Source organism: Prosthecomicrobium sp. N25 (assembly GCF_037203705.1).
Taxonomy (GTDB): domain Bacteria; phylum Pseudomonadota; class Alphaproteobacteria; order Rhizobiales; family Ancalomicrobiaceae; genus Prosthecodimorpha.
The window spans coordinates 432,188-446,562 of the sequence record NZ_JBBCAT010000001.1; the positions used below are offsets into that span (position 1 = coordinate 432,188).

Consider the following 14,375-nt stretch of genomic DNA (forward strand, 5'->3'; position numbering starts at 1 on the left):
GCCGCGATGCCATGAACGCTCCCGTCCTCACGCCGGCCGACGCCGAGCCGCTCTCCCCGCATGTCCGCGACTGGAACGCCTTCGCGACCCCCCGGGCCGATGGTGCGCTCCACATGGATCTCGCCGTGGAGGGCATCACCTGCGCGGCCTGCATGTCGACCATCGAGCACGGCCTCGCCGCCCTGCCCGGCGTCCGGCATGCCCGCCTGAACCTCACCACCCATCGGCTCGCCGTCGACTGGACGGCCGGCGAGACCGACGCGGGCGCCGTCGTGCGGCGGCTGGAGAGCCTCGGCTACCGCGCCCACCCCTTCGACCCGGGCCGCAGGACCGCCGAGGAGGAGGCCGAGGCCAAGGCGCTCTTGCGCGCCCTGGCGGTCGCCGGCTTCTCGGCCATGAACATCATGCTCCTGTCGGTCTCCGTCTGGGCCGGCAACGTTTCCGACATCGAGCCAGTCACCCGCGACTTCTTCCACTGGCTCTCCGCCCTGATCGCGCTGCCGACCGTCGCCTATTCGGGCCGCCCCTTCTTCCGGTCCGCCTGGCGCGCGCTCCGCGTCGGCCGTACCAACATGGACGTGCCGATCTCGATCGGCATCACGCTGACGATCGGGCTCTCGCTCTGGCAGACGCTCCGCTCCGCCGAGCACGCCTACTACGACTCGGCCGTGATGCTGCTGTTCTTCCTGCTGCTCGGCCGCTTCCTCGACCACAACATGCGCCGCCGCACCCGCTCGGTCGCCGAGAATGTCGCCGCGCTGCGATCCGTCACGGCGGTCCGGCTCGGTCCGGACGGCGCCGCCAAGGAGGTGCCGGTCTCGCGCATCGACCCCGGCGACCTCGTCCTCGTCCGCCCCGGCGAGCGGGTCGCGGTCGACGGCCTGGTGGAGAGCGGTAGGTCCGGCATCGACCAGAGCCTCGTCACCGGCGAGACCACCGAGGTCGAGACGGGCCCCGGCGACCGCGTCTATGCCGGCACCCTGAACGTCACCGGCACCCTCCGGGTGCGCGTCACGGCCGCCAAGGAGGGGACGCTTCTCGACGAGGTCAACCGGCTGCTGGAGGCCGCCGCCCAGGCCAAGTCGCGCTACATGCGCCTCGCCGACCGCGTCGCCCGCGCCTATGCGCCGGTCGTCCATCTCACCGCGCTCCTCACCTTCGCGGGCTGGCTCCTCCTCGGACAGCCCGCCGACCACGCCCTGGTGGTCGCCGTCTCGGTCCTCATCATCACCTGCCCCTGCGCGCTGGCGCTCGCCATCCCGGCCGTCCAGGTCGTCTCCTCGGGCCTCCTCTTCCGCAAGGGCGTGCTGATCCATGCCGGCGACGCCATCGAGCGGCTCGCCTCGGCCGACACGGTCGTGTTCGACAAGACCGGCACGCTGACGCTGCCCGAGCCGCGCCTGCTCGACATGGCCGGGCTCGATCCGCTCCTGCTCGCCGATGCCGGCCGGCTCGCCGCCTCGAGCCGCCACCCGCTCGGCATCGCCCTCGCGGCGGCCGCCGGCGCCGGCAACCCGGTCGCCGAGTCGATCGAGGTGCCCGGGCAGGGCCTCGAGGCCGAGGTCGACGGCGCGGTCTGGCGCCTGGGCGCGCCCGACTTCTGCGGCGTCACCGCCGAGACCCTGGCGGCGACCCGCGCCCGCTGGCCCGAGGCCTCGCTGGTCGCATTCCGCAAGGGCTCCGTCGACACGGCCCTCTTCGCCTTCGCGCAAGGCCTGCGTCCCGACGCCGTCGCGGTGGTCGAGCGGCTGCGCGGCGCGGGCTACCGGCTGGAGATCCTCTCCGGCGACCGCGAGGAGGCCGTGCGGGCCGCCGCCGCCGCGCTCGGCATCGCCGACTGGTCCGCCGGCCTGAAGCCCGCCGGCAAGATCGCCCGGCTGGAGGCCCTGAAGGCGGAAGGCCGCGCCGTGCTGATGGTCGGCGACGGCCTCAACGACGCCCCGGCGCTGGCCGCCGCCCACGTCTCGCTCTCGCCCGTGACCGCCGTGCACCTCTCGCAGGCCGCCGCCGACGCCGTCTTCCTCGGCGACCGGCTCGCCCCCGTGGCCGACGCCCTGGCGATCGCCCGCAAGGCGCGCGCCGCCATGGTGCAGAACCTCTGGATCTCGATCCTCTACAATCTCGTCGCGGTCCCGGTCGCCATCGTCGGGCTGGTGACGCCCCTGGTCGCGGCCCTTGCCATGTCGGGCTCCTCGATCGTGGTCACCGTCAACGCCCTCCGGCTGCGCCTGGGCAGCGGAACCGCCGCGGCCCCGGGCGGATCCGCCCGGTGAGCAACCGCCTCCTCGCCCTCGGGATCCTGGTCGCCGTCGGGCTCGCCGCCGCCGAGGTCCTGTCCTGGGCGGGCGCGGCGCTCCTGGTTGCGCTGCTCGTGGTCCTGCACTACCTCGACTGGAGGCGCCGCCACCGTCCCGCCGCCCGCAAGTCGACGAACGACGACGACGGCTGGGACTCGGGATCGTCCTCGTCCGCCTCCGACGACGGCGGCGACCGCCGCCCGGCCCAGCGCAGCGACGGGGATGCCGCGATACCGGCCGCCTACGCCGCCCAGCCCGGTGCGGCTTCGGCCGGCTTCGCGGGCGGCTTCGGCGCCTGGGCGGGGGCCCTCCTCGGCGGCGAGGCATCCGCGGGCGGATCGGACGACGGCGGGGGCTCGGACGCCGCCGATTCGGGCGGCGGCGACTCGGGCAGCGGCGATTCCGGCGGCGGAAGCGAGTGAGGCACGGCCATGGACGTCCTGGTATTCCTGATCCCCGTCGCGCTCGCCCTCGGCTTCCTGGGGCTGGCGGCCTTCATGTGGAGCCTGCGGTCCGGCCAGTACGAGGACCTGGACGGGGCGGGCTGGCGGATCCTCTCCGACGACGACCTGCCCGACGACAAGCGGCCCAAGTAGCGCGACGGCGCCGCCGATGCGAACGCGATGGCGCCCGGGCCCGCGTTTCGGCTAAGACGGGCGGTGCCGGGGCGCGCCCGGCCGAGAAGCCGAGGGTCGCATGCTCAAGTCCCGCGTCATCCCCTGCCTGGACGTCAAGGACGGCCGTGTCGTCAAGGGCGTGAACTTCGTCGACCTGGTCGACGCCGGCGATCCGGTCCAGGCCGCCGAGGCCTATGATGCCGCCGGCGCGGACGAGCTGTGCTTCCTCGACATCACGGCCAGCCACGAGAACCGCGGCATCATCCTCGACGTGGTCCGGCGCACCGCCGAGGTCTGCTTCATGCCGGTGACCGTCGGCGGCGGCATCCGCACGCTCGACGACATCCGCAACCTGATGGAAGCCGGTGCCGACAAGGTCTCGATCAATTCCGCCGCAGTGCGCGACCGCCAGTTCGTCGCCGACGCGGTCCGACAGGTCGGCGGCCAGTCGATCGTCATCGCCATCGACGCCAAGCGGGTCTCCGATCCCGGCGCCCCGGCGCGCTGGGAGGTCTTCACCCATGGCGGCCGCAACCGGACCGGCATCGACGCGATCGGCTACGCCCGAGAGGTCGTCGCGCTGGGCGCCGGCGAACTGCTCCTGACCTCCATGGACCGCGACGGGACCAAGAGCGGCTTCGACCTGGAGCTCACGCGCGCGGTCTCCGATGCCGTGCCGGTGCCCGTCATCGCCTCGGGGGGCGTCGGAACGCTCGATCATCTGGTCGAGGGCATCCGCGACGGCGGGGCCAGCGCCGTGTTGGCCGCCTCGATCTTTCACTTCGGCACCTATACGATCCGACAGGCCAAGGATCACATGCTGGCATGTGGCATACCAGTCCGTCTGGACTCTTGATCCGCGAGGCCGTAAGAACGCGGGAACGCCAATCCCTTCCGGGGCAAACGCGACTTATGTCCGGCTTTACGCTCGACGATCTCGAGGCGATGATCGCCCGCCGCGCCACCTCCGACGCGGAGAACTCCTATACGCGTCAGCTCCTCGCGAAGGGCATGCCGCGCTGCGCCAAGAAGCTCGGCGAGGAGGCCGTCGAGGCGGCGCTGGCGGCCGTCTCGGGCGACCGCACGGACCTCGTGAAGGAATCCGCGGACGTGCTCTACCACCTCCTGGTGGTCCTCCGGGCGGCCGGAGTCCCGCTCGGCGAGGTCTATGCCGAACTCCAGTCCCGCACGGCGCGTTCGGGGCTGGACGAGAAGGCCTCCCGTCCCGCCGGATAGGGGCGGATCGGGACGGATCGAGCGCCGTGGCTCGCCGCGGCGGAGTCTGGAAAACGAGAGGCGCCGCGCGGGGGTCGTCCGCGGGGCGTCCTGAGGAGAGGAGCTCGGCCGTGGACCGAGGCTCGATGGTCGCATCCCTGGCCGCGGACATCCCGGCCCCCGCCCTCTCGGCCGAGGCGATCGAACGCCTCCGGGCGACGGACGCGAGCCCCTACCGCGTCTTCGACCGCACCGAATGGTCCAACCTGCGCGCCGACATGCCGCTGACCCTGACGGTCGAGGACCTGGAGCGCCTGCGCAGCCTCAACGACCCGATCTCGCTCGACGAGGTCATCGACATCTACCTGCCCCTCTCGCGCCTCCTCTCCATGTATGTCGAGGCGACCCAGGGCCTGTTCCAGGTGACGAGCCGATTCCTCGGCGTCCGCGACGGCAAGGTGCCCTTCGTCATCGGCATCGCCGGCTCGGTGGCGGTCGGCAAGTCGACCACCGCGCGCGTCCTCAAGGCGCTCCTGTCGCGCTGGTCGTCGAGCCCGAAGGTGGACCTGATCACCACGGACGGCTTCCTCTACCCCAACGCCGTGCTGGAGCGGGAAGGCCTGATGCGCCGCAAGGGCTTCCCAGAGAGCTACGACATCCCGACGCTGCTGAGGTTCCTGTCCGACATCAAGGCCGGCAAGGCGAATGTCTCGGCCCCCGTCTACTCCCACCTGGTCTACGACGTGGTGCCCGGCGAGACCGTGACGATCGACCGCCCCGACATCCTGATCCTGGAGGGGCTCAACGTCCTGCAGACCACCAGGCTGCCGCGCGACGGGACGGCGGTGCCCTTCGTGTCCGACTTCTTCGATTTCTCGATCTACCTGGATTCCGAGGAGCCGCTGCTGCACCAGTGGTACGTGGAACGCTTCATGCGGCTGCGCGAGACGGCCTTCAAAAGCCCGCAGAGCTACTTCCACCGCTACTCGAAGATCTCCGCCGACGAGGCGCTGGGCATCGCCAACGACCTCTGGACCAACATCAACCTGGTGAACTTGCGGGAGACCATCTTCCCGACCCGCCCCCGCGCCGACCTGATCCTGCACAAGGGCGGCCGCCACCAGATCGAGACCGTCCGCCTGCGCAAGCTCTGAGCCCGGACCCACGAGGGTCCGAGCTTAGGATTTTTCATGGCCGGGCTCGTCCCGGCAAAGCATGCCACGGAGACCGCGCGCCCGTCCTGGATGGCCGGGACAAGCCCGGCAGGACAAAAACCAAGACCGTTATACCGGTTGGACCTTCGTGAGCCGGGCAAGAGCCTGCGGGGGGGGGTCCCGCAGGTCGCGCCCGCGTGGGTCAGCGGTCGGGCCGGGTCAGCCGCTTCGCATTGGCCCGCACCGTTCGTCGTGCCGGCCCGGCCGCCGCCTCCGCGACCGCCAGCCAGCGGCTCGGCACGGCCTCGGGCCTGACCGCGCCGCTGGCCAGGGCGAAGCCGAAGCGCTGCCATTCCAGCCCCGCCTCGATGGCGCCGAGCCAGATCGCCGCGACCTTCTCGGTCATCGCGAGTTCCACCTCGGCGGCGGCCGCGGCGCCCGCGAAGGGCGCCATGGCCACGGCCGAGAAGGCGGGCAGCCGCTGCGTGATGGTCACGGCGGCGTGTACGCCGGCCGCCGCGTTGGCGGCCCCCGCACGAGCGAGATCCAGGGTAAACCGGAGATCGGCTTTCATTCAACGTGCTCCCGCTCGTCGCCGGCCGAAGGCCGGTGTTCCGAGGGGCAATGCTTCGGCCCCGCTCTCGGTTCCGTCGCCATCTCCTCGCGCACCTGCGCATAGGCGACGAGGGCGAAGAGCGCGGAGCCGCCCACGATGTTGCCGAGGAGCGTCGGCAGAAAGAAGCCGAACAGCGCGTGCCCGGCGGAGATCTCGCCGAGGAAGACCAGGTAGAACACGTCGACCGCGCCTGCGACGACATGCGTGACGCCGAGGAGCGCGATCAGATACGTGATGGCCGCGATCACGAAGAAGGCGGCGCTCTCCGACGAGGGGATGAGCCACACCACCGTCGCGATCAGCCAGCCGCTGACGATCGCCCGGAAGAAGAAGTCCGCCGAGCCCGCTTCCATGAGGTGCCGCGCCACCGCCAGGATGCCGGCGTCGAACTCGGCCGGCACGAAGCGTCCCCAGGCGAGCCCGGCCGCGAACACCGCCGTGCCCACCATGTTGGCGGCGAGCACGATGCCCCAGACCCTGGCGAGGCCGGTCGCGTGCGCCCGGCTCGGGTCGGCGAGCGCCGGCAGGACCGCCGTCAGCGTGCTCTCGGTGAAGAGTTGTTGGCGACCCAGGATCACGATCAGGAAACCGACCGTATAGCCCCAGCTCTCGACCAGGTGCCGCCAGGGCGCGTCCGGCAGCATCCCGTGCAGGACGCCCTCGGCGACGAGCGAGAACCCGATCGAGATGCCCGCGGCGATCCCGGACCACCACAGGCTGGAGGCCGGCCGCGCCAGCTCCTCCTCGCCCTCCTGACGCACGACCTCGTAGACCGCGACCGGCCGGAGCATCAGCCGATCTTCGATCGCCTGCGCCTCGCCCTCGCTGAGATGCGGTTCGTGGTGGAGACGCTCGCGCTCGCCCGCCATGGAATCTCCGTTCTGAGGGTCTTGGACGGGCGGCGCGGAAGGGTCAGCCGGCGAGGGTCGTGTCGGTCAGCCGGTCGAGCGACCGCTCGGTCGCCTCGACGCCGCCGAAGCGCTTGTCGCCCGGCCGGGCCTGGCCCGCCTCGCGCTCGCAGCGCCGCCGGATCTCCTCCAGCGCCTCCTCGGTCAGGTGCTCGATGCCGATGAAGTAGTTTCGGGCCTCCGTGACCCGGATCAACTCGTCGAGCTTGGTCTGGATGGCCGAGCCGTCGCGGTTCTGGCTGTTCTGGATCAGAAAGACCATCAGGAAGGTGATGATCGTCGTCCCGGTGTTGATGACCAGCTGCCACGTGTCCGAGAAGTGGAACATCGGGCCGGTGACGGCCCAGCCGATCACCAGGAGACAGCAGAGCGCGAAGGTGATCGGCCGTCCGGCCGCCCGCGCCACGGCATTGGCGAACTGGGTGAAGGCGAGTGAGATCGACATGGTGGTCTCCGCGTTCGGCCACTCGGCCTTGGCCTTAACGCGCGAGACCCCCGGAGAGTTGCCGCAGCGGGGTCGCAGCCCCGCCGGCGTCAGCGCAGCAGCCCGGACTGCCGGGCGAGGTCGGCGAGGTCCGCCTCCGGGCGGGCGCCCAGGTGGGAGATGATCTCCGCCGCCGCGAGCCCCCCGAACCGGGCGCAGGTCTCCATGTCGTAGCCACGGGCGAGGCCGAACAGGAACCCAGCCGCGTAGAGGTCGCCCGCCCCCGTCGTGTCCGCGACGGTCTCGACCGGATGGGCGTCGACCTGCACGGTCTCCTCCCGGGTGACCACCAGCGACCCAGCCTCCGACAGGGTCACGGCCGCGAGCTTCGCGTCCTGCCTGAGCCCCGCGAGCGCCGTCCCGAAGTCCGCCGTCTGGTAGAGCGAACGCACCTCGGCGGCGTTGGCGAACACGATGTCCACGGTCCCCGACCGGATCAGGTCCAGGAACTCCGGGCGGTAGCGGTCGACGCAGAAGGAATCCGACAGCGTCAGCGCGACCAGCCGGCCGCGCGCATGCGCGATCCCCGCCGCGACCCGGAACGCCTCCTTGGCGGCCTGCGGATCCCAGAGATAGCCTTCCAGGTAGGTGATGCCGGCCGCGCCGACGACCTCCGGGTCGATGTCGTCCGGGGTGAGGTGGGTGCAGGCGCCCAGATAGGTGTTCATGGTCCGCTCGCCGTCCGGCGTGACCAGGATCATCGACCGCGCGGTTGGCGCGCCGGCCTCGAGGACGGGCGTGTCGAAGTGGACCCCGATCGCCCGGATGTCGTGGCCGTAGGCGCGCCCGAGCTCGTCGGCTGCCACCTTGCCGATGAAGGCCGCCTTGCCGCCGAAGGACGCCACCCCCGCCATCGTGTTGCCGGCGCAGCCGCCGGACACCATGCGGGCCGGTCCCATGTGGCTGTAGAGCCGCTCGGCCTCCTCGGTATCGATCAGCCGCATGGAGCCCTTCGCGAGCCCCTCCCGGACCAGGAAGTCGTCGTCGGTGCGGGCGAGGATGTCCATGATGGCATTGCCGATGCCGAGGACGTCGAAGCTGTGGCCGGTCATGGGAAGCCTTGGGCGGGTGACGATCCCGGGCCATTAGAGGATTTGCCCCCCGAAGGCAAATCGGCAGGGCCGCAGCGCGCGGACGCCCTGCCTCGTACCGGGTCACCCGACGGCACCGCGCAGACAAAGCATCCGGCAAGGATTATCCTCCGCCCGGCGGCAGCCGATCGGGGCCAACGAAGCATGTCAGGATCGCTGACTAGAACAGGTTCCGTAACGGAGGCTGTCGCACAAGACTTCACGGGAGGATGAAAATGCTCGAGACGATGCGGCCGGACCCGACCTTCTATGCCTCTCCTCGGATCGCCATGGAGGCCCCGCCCGAGAAGGTGGCCTACACGCTCATGCTGAGCCCCGATTTCTCTCAGCCCGACGGACTGGCTGTGATCGACGTCGATCCTGCGTCCGCGCAATACGGCCGGATCGTCCACACCGTCACGATGCCCAACCGCGGCGACGAGTTCCACCACTTCGGCTGGAACGCCTGCTCGTCCGCCCTCTCTCCCATGAGCGGACACGCCTTCCTGGAACGCCGCTACCTGATCATCCCCGGCATCCGCTCCTCCCGCATCTACATCGTCGACACGAAGCCGGACCCCAGGCAGGCGAAGATCGTCAAGATCATCGAGCCCGAGGAGGTCTTCGCCAAGACCGGCTACTCCCGCCCCCACACGGTCCACTGCGGACCGGAGGGCATCTACGTCTCCACCCTCGGCGGCGCCGGGCCGGACGGCACGCAAGGTCCTCCGGGCGTCTTCATCATGGACTGCGAGACCTTCGAGGTCCGCGGCCGCTGGGAGATCGATCGCGGCCCGCAGAAGCTCCACTACGATTTCTGGTGGAACCTGCCCCGCGACTACATGGTGACCAGCGAGTGGGGCCTGCCGCCCCAGTTCGAGAACGGCATCGTCCCCGAGGACCTGCTGGCCAACCGCTACGGCCACCAGGTTCACTTCTGGGACCTGCGCGCCCGCCGAAACGTTCAGACCATCGACCTCGGCGCCAATCACCAGATGGCCCTTGAGGTCCGTCCCGCCCACGACCCGGTCAAGGAATACGGGTTCCTCGGCGTGGTGGTCGACACCACCAACCTGGAAGGGTCGATCTGGACATGGTGGCGCGAGGGCGGCCGCTTCCACATCGCCAAGACCGCCACGATCCCGCCCGAGGCCGCCGACGCCGACCTGCTGCCGCCGCTCCTGAAGGGCTTCGGCGCCGTGCCGCCGCTCGTCACCGACATCGACCTCTCGATGGACGACCGCTTCCTCTACGTCTCCTGCTGGGGCACCGGGGAACTGCGCCAGTACGACGTCTCCGATCCCATGAAGCCCCGCCACTCGGGCTCGGTCCGGATCGGCGGCATCGCCCGGCGCGCACCGCATCCGGACGGCCGGCCCTTCACGGGCGGCCCGCAGATGGTCGAGATCAGCCGCGACGGCCGGCGGGTCTACTTCACCAACTCGCTCTATTCCACCTGGGACCGGCAGTTCTATGTGGACGGCGTCCTGCCCGGCGCCGCCGTGATGGCCCGGGCCGGCGAGAACGGCGGGCTCGAGCTCGATCCCGACTTCCACGTCGAGTTCCCGGCGGGCTATGCGGCCCACCAGGTCCGGCTCGAAGGCGGCGACTGCTCGACCGACAGCTTCTGCTACCCGTCCGCGTGAGCGCGACGGCGACACTCTGGCTCCTGGTCGTCGCGAGCGGCCTCTATCACGGGCTGAACCCCGGGATGGGCTGGCCGCTCGCCCTGTCGGCGGGCCTCTGGGAACGGCGCGGCAGCGCGGTCTTCGCCGCGCTCGTGCCGCTGGCGGCCGGCCACCTCGCCGCCATGACGCTCGTGCTCCTGCCCTTCGCGGCGCTCGCCGTGGTGATGGACTGGAGCCGCGAGATCCGCGTCGGGGCCGGCCTGCTGGTCGTCGCCTTCGGGCTCTGGCGTCTCGTCGACCGCCGTCACCCGCGTTTCCTCGCCCGCATTCCGCCCGCCCGCATCGCGCTCTGGTCGTTCCTGGTGGCGCTGGCGCACGGCGCCGGGCTGATGCTGGTCCCCGTCGTGCTCGGCCTGTGCACCGCCGATCCGCAGGCCGGACCCGCCGCGGCCGCCGCCGGCAACGTCGCCGCCGCCCTCGGCGTCGCGGTCCTGCACAGTCTGGTGATGATCGCGGCTGGCGGCGCGCTCGCCTACGCGGTCTATCGCTGGCTCGGCCTGAAGGCGTTGAGCCGTACCTGGTTCGACCTCGACGCCGTCTGGGGCGCGAGCCTGGTCGTTTCCGGCGCCTTCGGGGTCTGGTCCGGCTGGCACTGAGGCTCAGCCGTAGGGCAGGAACCGCGCCGCCTCCGCCTCCACCCGGGCCGCGACGAAGTCAGCCGCATGGCGGACGCGTGCCACCCGCCGCGTATCCTCGTGCATCACGAGCCAGAAGGCGCGGCGCAGCCGGATCCGGTCGCCGAGCACCGGCCGGAGTTCAGGAAACTCCGCCGCGCAGAAGTCGGGCAGGACCGACAGGCCGGCCCCGGCGCGCGCGGCGTTGAGCTGGGTGATCAGGCTCGAGCTGGTGATGCGGGGTCGGAGCCCGCTGCCGACCTCGTCCAGATAGTCGATCTCCGGCATGAAGATCAGGTCCTGGATGTAGCCGATGCCGCGATGGCGGCGCAGCTCCTCGAGCCGCTCCGGCCGGCCCCGCTCGGCGAAATAGGCCTCCGTGGCGTAGAGCCCGAGTGTGTAGTCGGTGAGCCGGCGCGAGACGAGCCGCCCGCCCTCCGGCGACGACAATCCGATCGCGATGTCGGCTTCGCGCCGCGAAAGGCTGAAGGGCCGCGCGATCGGGATGATCTGCAGCTCCACGGCCGGATGCCGGCGGCAGAAGTCGCCGATCCGCGGCGCGAGGAAGAGCGTGCCGAACCCGTCCGGCGCGCCGATCCGCACCGTCCCGGTCAGGGTCGGGTCGCCCTCGCCGACCTCGCTCTCCGCCGCCCGGACCGCCGCCTCCATGGCCTCCGCCGAGGCGACCAGCCGCTCGCCCGCCCCGGTGAGCTGGTAGCCCCGCGGCGAGCGGTCGAACAGCCGTGCCTTGAGAGCCGCCTCCAGCGCCGCGATCCGGCGCCCGACGGTGGCGTGGTTGAGGCCGAGCTGCTGGCCCGCCCGGCTGATCTGCCCGCTGCGCGCCACCGCCAGGAAGATCTCGTAGTCGCTCCATCCCGTCCGCGGCATCGTCGCCTCTGTTGTGCAGTAACGCACAATGGATCGCGAATCATTCCGCTACAAGCGACAGAATTTCGATGCTACTAGCCCATTCGGGTCAATTCCGTGCTGCAGATGCGAAGGCGGCTAGGCTCGGCTTCGGCACTGCGGCGCCCACGGTGAACCCTCCAGAAGACGCCCAGGGAGACCGCCATGTCGCTGATCGAGACCGCGCTGATCGAGACCCCCCGCACCGAAGCCCCCCGCCTGCCGCTCGCCGCCGCCGCGAGCCCGCGCGACCCGCTCGCCGCCCTCACGGTCCAGCAGCGCAAGGTGATCGAACTGGTCGCCCAGGGCCTCCTCAACAAGCAGATCGCCCACCGGCTCGGCCTCAGCGCCTCGACCGTCAAGGCCCATATCAGCGCGGCCTACCGGGCGCTCGGCGTCACGAGCCGCGTCGGCGCCGTCCTGGCCCTCAGCGCCGCCGGCCAGATCCGCCAGGCCTGAGCCGGCGGAGACGGCCCCTCCCGGGGCCGTCCGGACGCGGTCGAAGGCAGGGCCGGCGACCGCCGGCCTGCTCTCTTGCGAACAAAGCAAGAATCACGAAGGATCGGCCCACCTCGAATCGTCCAGGGGCCGATGGCGCACGCGCATCTCGACAAGCTCAACCCGGACCAGCGCCTCGCCGTCGAGCACGGCGGCGCCGGGCCGGCCGAGCCCCTGCTGGTCATCGCCGGGGCGGGATCCGGCAAGACCAGCACGCTCGCCCACCGGGTCGCGCACCTGATCCTGCAGGGCGCCGACCCGCGCCGTCTCCTGCTCCTGACCTTCTCGCGCCGGGCTGCCGCCGAGATGGAGCGGCGGGTCGAGAAGATCGTCGCCGCCGTGATGGGACCGGCCGCCGCCAAGGCCGCCGAAGTGCCCTGGTCGGGCACCTTCCACGCCGTCGGCGCACGCATTCTGCGGGACTACGCCGAGGCGATCGGCCTCGATCCGGCCTTCACGATCCACGATCGGGAGGATTCCGCGGACCTGCTCAACCTCGTCCGCCACGACCTCGGGCTGCACGCCCGCGAGAGCCGCTTCCCCACCAAGCACACCTGCCTGGCCATCTACTCGCGCACCGTCAATGCCGAGGCCGAGCTCGCCCTCGTGCTTCGGCGCCAGTTCCCCTGGGCGGCGGAGTGGGAGGCGGACCTGAAGACCCTCTTCGCGGCCTACGTGGAGGCGAAGCAGCGCCAGAACGTCCTCGACTACGACGACCTCCTGCTCTATTGGGCCGGCCTCGCCGCCGAACCCTCCCTGGCCGGGCACCTCGCCGCCCGCTTCGACCACGTCCTCGTCGACGAGTACCAGGACACCAACAAGCTCCAGTCCTCGATCCTCCTCGCCCTGAAGCCGGATGGCCGCGGCCTGACGGTGGTCGGCGACGACGCCCAGTCGATCTACGCGTTCCGCGCCGCCACGGTGCGCAACATCCTGGACTTTCCCGGCCACTTCGACCCGCCCGCCCGCATTGTCACGCTGGCCCGCAACTACCGCTCGACCCAGGCGATCCTGTCCGCCTCCAACGCCGTCATCGACCTCGCCGCCGAGCGCTTCACCAAGAACCTCTGGTCCGACCGCGGCGAGGGCGCCAGGCCCGAACTCGTCACCGTGCGGGACGAGGCCGACCAGGCCCGCTTCGTCGTCGAGCGGGTGCTCGAGAACCGCGAGGCCGGCGACCGCCTGAAGGACCAGGCGGTGCTCTTCCGCGCCGCCCACCACTCCGGCCCGCTCGAGGTGGAACTGACCCGCCGCAACATCCCCTTCGTCAAGTTCGGCGGCCTGAAGTTCCTCGACGCCGCCCACGTCAAGGACGTGCTCGCGCTCCTGCGCTTCGTCGAGAACCCGCGCGATCGCGTCTCCGGCTTCCGGGTCGTCCAGATCCTGACCGGGGTCGGCCCCTCGACCGCCGGACGGGTGCTCGACGCCATGGCCGCGGCCGACGATCCCGCCGCCGCCTTCGCGGCCTTCGAGCCGCCGGCCCGCGCCGAGGGCTGGCCGGACCTCGCCGCCCTCCTCGCCGCGCTCGCCCGGCGGCGGACCGACTGGCCCGCCGAGCTCGACCTCGTCCGCCGCTGGTACGAGCCGCACCTGGAACGCCGCTACGAGGACTCGATCACGCGCAACCAGGATCTCGCGCAGCTCGAGCAGATCGCCGCCGGCTACCCGACGCGGGAACGCTTCATGACCGAGCTGACCCTCGACCCGCCCAACGCCACCAGCGACCAGGCCGGGCCGCCGCTCCTCGACGAGGACTACCTGATCCTGTCCACGATCCATTCCGCCAAGGGCCAGGAGTGGAAATCGGTCTTCGTCCTCAACGCCGTGGACGGCTGCATCCCCTCGGACATGGCCACCGGGACCTCCGACGAGATCGAGGAGGAGCGTCGCCTCCTCTACGTGGCAATGACGCGCGCCCGCGACCGGCTGTCCCTCGTCACCCCGCAGCGCTTCTACGTACACGGCCAGTCCGGCGACCGGCACGTCTACGCCAACCGCACCCGCTTCATCCCGGCCATGCTGCTGAGGCTCTTCGACGCCGTGTCGTGGCCGCCCGCGCACCGCCAGGCCCCCGGCGCCGCCCGGCCGATGCCCGGCGTGAGGATCGATGTTGGCGCCCGGCTGAAGGGGATGTGGCGCTGAGGCGAGTCCCCCCAATCGCCCCGTAGTTATGCAGAATCGTGAACGATTTTTGAACAGAATGCCCTTTGGCTATGCAATTGCGCATGGCTGAGGCTGCGCTGGCGGGGGTTTTGCCAAACGGTCAAACGGCCTATCTACGGACCATGCTGCAGCGCGCCAAAAGACG

At 71.1% G+C, this 14,375-nt stretch carries 15 protein-coding genes; 10 read left to right on the forward strand and 5 right to left on the reverse strand.

Annotation, left to right across the window (positions count from 1 at the left end; genetic code table 11):
- Positions 1-11: 11 nt before the first annotated feature.
- From WBG79_RS02020 to coaA, 6 genes are all read left to right on the forward strand, one after another.
- Positions 12-2,273 carry a heavy metal translocating P-type ATPase gene (locus tag WBG79_RS02020; RefSeq protein WP_337355442.1) on the forward strand — a complete coding sequence of 754 codons (2,262 nt, stop codon included), beginning with the start codon at positions 12-14 and terminating at the stop codon, positions 2,271-2,273.
- On the forward strand, positions 2,270-2,719 hold the full coding sequence (locus tag WBG79_RS02025) for a hypothetical protein (RefSeq protein ID WP_337355443.1): 450 nt from the start codon (positions 2,270-2,272) through the stop codon (positions 2,717-2,719). The genes WBG79_RS02020 and WBG79_RS02025 overlap by 4 nt, the downstream gene beginning before the upstream one ends.
- Before the next feature lie 9 nt (positions 2,720-2,728).
- Entirely contained in the window at positions 2,729-2,893 is a 165-nt protein-coding gene (gene ccoS, locus WBG79_RS02030) for a cbb3-type cytochrome oxidase assembly protein CcoS (protein ID WP_337355444.1), read from the forward strand.
- 100 nt (positions 2,894-2,993) lie between these two features.
- Positions 2,994-3,770 carry an imidazole glycerol phosphate synthase subunit HisF gene (gene hisF, locus WBG79_RS02035; protein WP_337355445.1) on the forward strand — a complete coding sequence of 259 codons (777 nt, stop codon included), beginning with the start codon at positions 2,994-2,996 and terminating at the stop codon, positions 3,768-3,770.
- 56 nt (positions 3,771-3,826) lie between these two features.
- The gene (locus WBG79_RS02040) at positions 3,827-4,150 is read left to right on the forward strand and encodes a phosphoribosyl-ATP diphosphatase (RefSeq protein ID WP_337355446.1); all 324 of its coding nucleotides are present in this window, start codon (positions 3,827-3,829) and stop codon (positions 4,148-4,150) included.
- A 125-nt stretch (positions 4,151-4,275) separates the two neighbouring features.
- Complete coding sequence (gene coaA / locus WBG79_RS02045) at positions 4,276-5,283, forward strand: type I pantothenate kinase (RefSeq protein WP_443147394.1); 1,008 nt, start codon at positions 4,276-4,278, stop codon at positions 5,281-5,283.
- A gap of 202 nt (positions 5,284-5,485) precedes the next feature.
- On the opposite strand, the gene WBG79_RS02050 is transcribed toward coaA, so the two are convergent.
- From WBG79_RS02050 to WBG79_RS02065, 4 genes are all read right to left on the reverse strand, one after another.
- Positions 5,486-5,857, reverse strand: a complete 372-nt coding sequence (locus WBG79_RS02050) for a hypothetical protein (protein ID WP_337355447.1) — start codon at positions 5,855-5,857, stop codon at positions 5,486-5,488.
- The gene (locus WBG79_RS02055) at positions 5,854-6,768 is read right to left on the reverse strand and encodes a formate/nitrite transporter family protein (RefSeq protein ID WP_337355448.1); all 915 of its coding nucleotides are present in this window, start codon (positions 6,766-6,768) and stop codon (positions 5,854-5,856) included. Before WBG79_RS02055 ends, WBG79_RS02050 begins: the two co-directional genes overlap by 4 nt.
- A 43-nt stretch (positions 6,769-6,811) precedes the next feature.
- Positions 6,812-7,252, reverse strand: a complete 441-nt coding sequence (locus WBG79_RS02060; protein WP_337355449.1) for a low affinity iron permease family protein — start codon at positions 7,250-7,252, stop codon at positions 6,812-6,814.
- Positions 7,253-7,341: 89 nt separating this feature from the next.
- Complete coding sequence (locus tag WBG79_RS02065; protein WP_337355450.1) at positions 7,342-8,343, reverse strand: adenosine kinase; 1,002 nt, start codon at positions 8,341-8,343, stop codon at positions 7,342-7,344.
- A 254-nt stretch (positions 8,344-8,597) separates the two neighbouring features.
- On the opposite strand from WBG79_RS02065, the gene WBG79_RS02070 reads away from it, so the two are divergent.
- Both WBG79_RS02070 and WBG79_RS02075 read left to right on the forward strand, forming a co-directional pair.
- Positions 8,598-10,007, forward strand: a complete 1,410-nt coding sequence (locus WBG79_RS02070) for a selenium-binding protein SBP56-related protein (RefSeq protein ID WP_337355451.1) — start codon at positions 8,598-8,600, stop codon at positions 10,005-10,007.
- The gene (locus WBG79_RS02075) at positions 10,004-10,645 is read left to right on the forward strand and encodes a hypothetical protein (protein ID WP_337355452.1); all 642 of its coding nucleotides are present in this window, start codon (positions 10,004-10,006) and stop codon (positions 10,643-10,645) included. The genes WBG79_RS02070 and WBG79_RS02075 overlap by 4 nt, the downstream gene beginning before the upstream one ends.
- Positions 10,646-10,648: 3 nt before the next feature.
- Here the strand turns inward: WBG79_RS02075 and WBG79_RS02080 are convergent, their stop codons facing one another.
- The gene (locus WBG79_RS02080) at positions 10,649-11,551 is read right to left on the reverse strand and encodes a LysR family transcriptional regulator (protein WP_337355453.1); all 903 of its coding nucleotides are present in this window, start codon (positions 11,549-11,551) and stop codon (positions 10,649-10,651) included.
- A 183-nt stretch (positions 11,552-11,734) separates the two neighbouring features.
- Between WBG79_RS02080 and WBG79_RS02085 the strand changes: the two genes are divergently transcribed.
- Both WBG79_RS02085 and WBG79_RS02090 read left to right on the forward strand, forming a co-directional pair.
- Complete coding sequence (locus WBG79_RS02085) at positions 11,735-12,028, forward strand: response regulator transcription factor (RefSeq protein ID WP_337355454.1); 294 nt, start codon at positions 11,735-11,737, stop codon at positions 12,026-12,028.
- A gap of 132 nt (positions 12,029-12,160) precedes the next feature.
- On the forward strand, positions 12,161-14,209 hold the full coding sequence (locus WBG79_RS02090) for an ATP-dependent helicase (RefSeq protein WP_337355455.1): 2,049 nt from the start codon (positions 12,161-12,163) through the stop codon (positions 14,207-14,209).
- The last annotated feature ends 166 nt before the right edge of the window (positions 14,210-14,375 follow it).

What these genes read in the sequence shown, in the direction of transcription:
- WBG79_RS02070 (WP_337355451.1), top strand. Translation starts at nt 8,598, where the DNA reads ATGCTCGAGACGATGCGGCCGGACCCGACCTTCTATGCCTCTCCTCGG.
- WBG79_RS02020 (WP_337355442.1), top strand. Translation starts at nt 12, where the DNA reads ATGAACGCTCCCGTCCTCACGCCGGCCGACGCCGAGCCGCTCTCCCCG.
- WBG79_RS02090 (WP_337355455.1), top strand. Translation starts at nt 12,161, where the DNA reads ATGGCGCACGCGCATCTCGACAAGCTCAACCCGGACCAGCGCCTCGCC.
- WBG79_RS02055 (WP_337355448.1), bottom strand. Translation starts at nt 6,768, where the DNA reads ATGGCGGGCGAGCGCGAGCGTCTCCACCACGAACCGCATCTCAGCGAG.
- WBG79_RS02050 (WP_337355447.1), bottom strand. Translation starts at nt 5,857, where the DNA reads ATGAAAGCCGATCTCCGGTTTACCCTGGATCTCGCTCGTGCGGGGGCC.
- WBG79_RS02065 (WP_337355450.1), bottom strand. Translation starts at nt 8,343, where the DNA reads ATGACCGGCCACAGCTTCGACGTCCTCGGCATCGGCAATGCCATCATG.
- coaA (WP_443147394.1), top strand. Translation starts at nt 4,276, where the DNA reads ATGGTCGCATCCCTGGCCGCGGACATCCCGGCCCCCGCCCTCTCGGCC.
- ccoS (WP_337355444.1), top strand. Translation starts at nt 2,729, where the DNA reads ATGGACGTCCTGGTATTCCTGATCCCCGTCGCGCTCGCCCTCGGCTTC.
- WBG79_RS02085 (WP_337355454.1), top strand. Translation starts at nt 11,735, where the DNA reads ATGTCGCTGATCGAGACCGCGCTGATCGAGACCCCCCGCACCGAAGCC.
- WBG79_RS02060 (WP_337355449.1), bottom strand. Translation starts at nt 7,252, where the DNA reads ATGTCGATCTCACTCGCCTTCACCCAGTTCGCCAATGCCGTGGCGCGG.
- WBG79_RS02040 (WP_337355446.1), top strand. Translation starts at nt 3,827, where the DNA reads ATGTCCGGCTTTACGCTCGACGATCTCGAGGCGATGATCGCCCGCCGC.
- WBG79_RS02080 (WP_337355453.1), bottom strand. Translation starts at nt 11,551, where the DNA reads ATGCCGCGGACGGGATGGAGCGACTACGAGATCTTCCTGGCGGTGGCG.
- hisF (WP_337355445.1), top strand. Translation starts at nt 2,994, where the DNA reads ATGCTCAAGTCCCGCGTCATCCCCTGCCTGGACGTCAAGGACGGCCGT.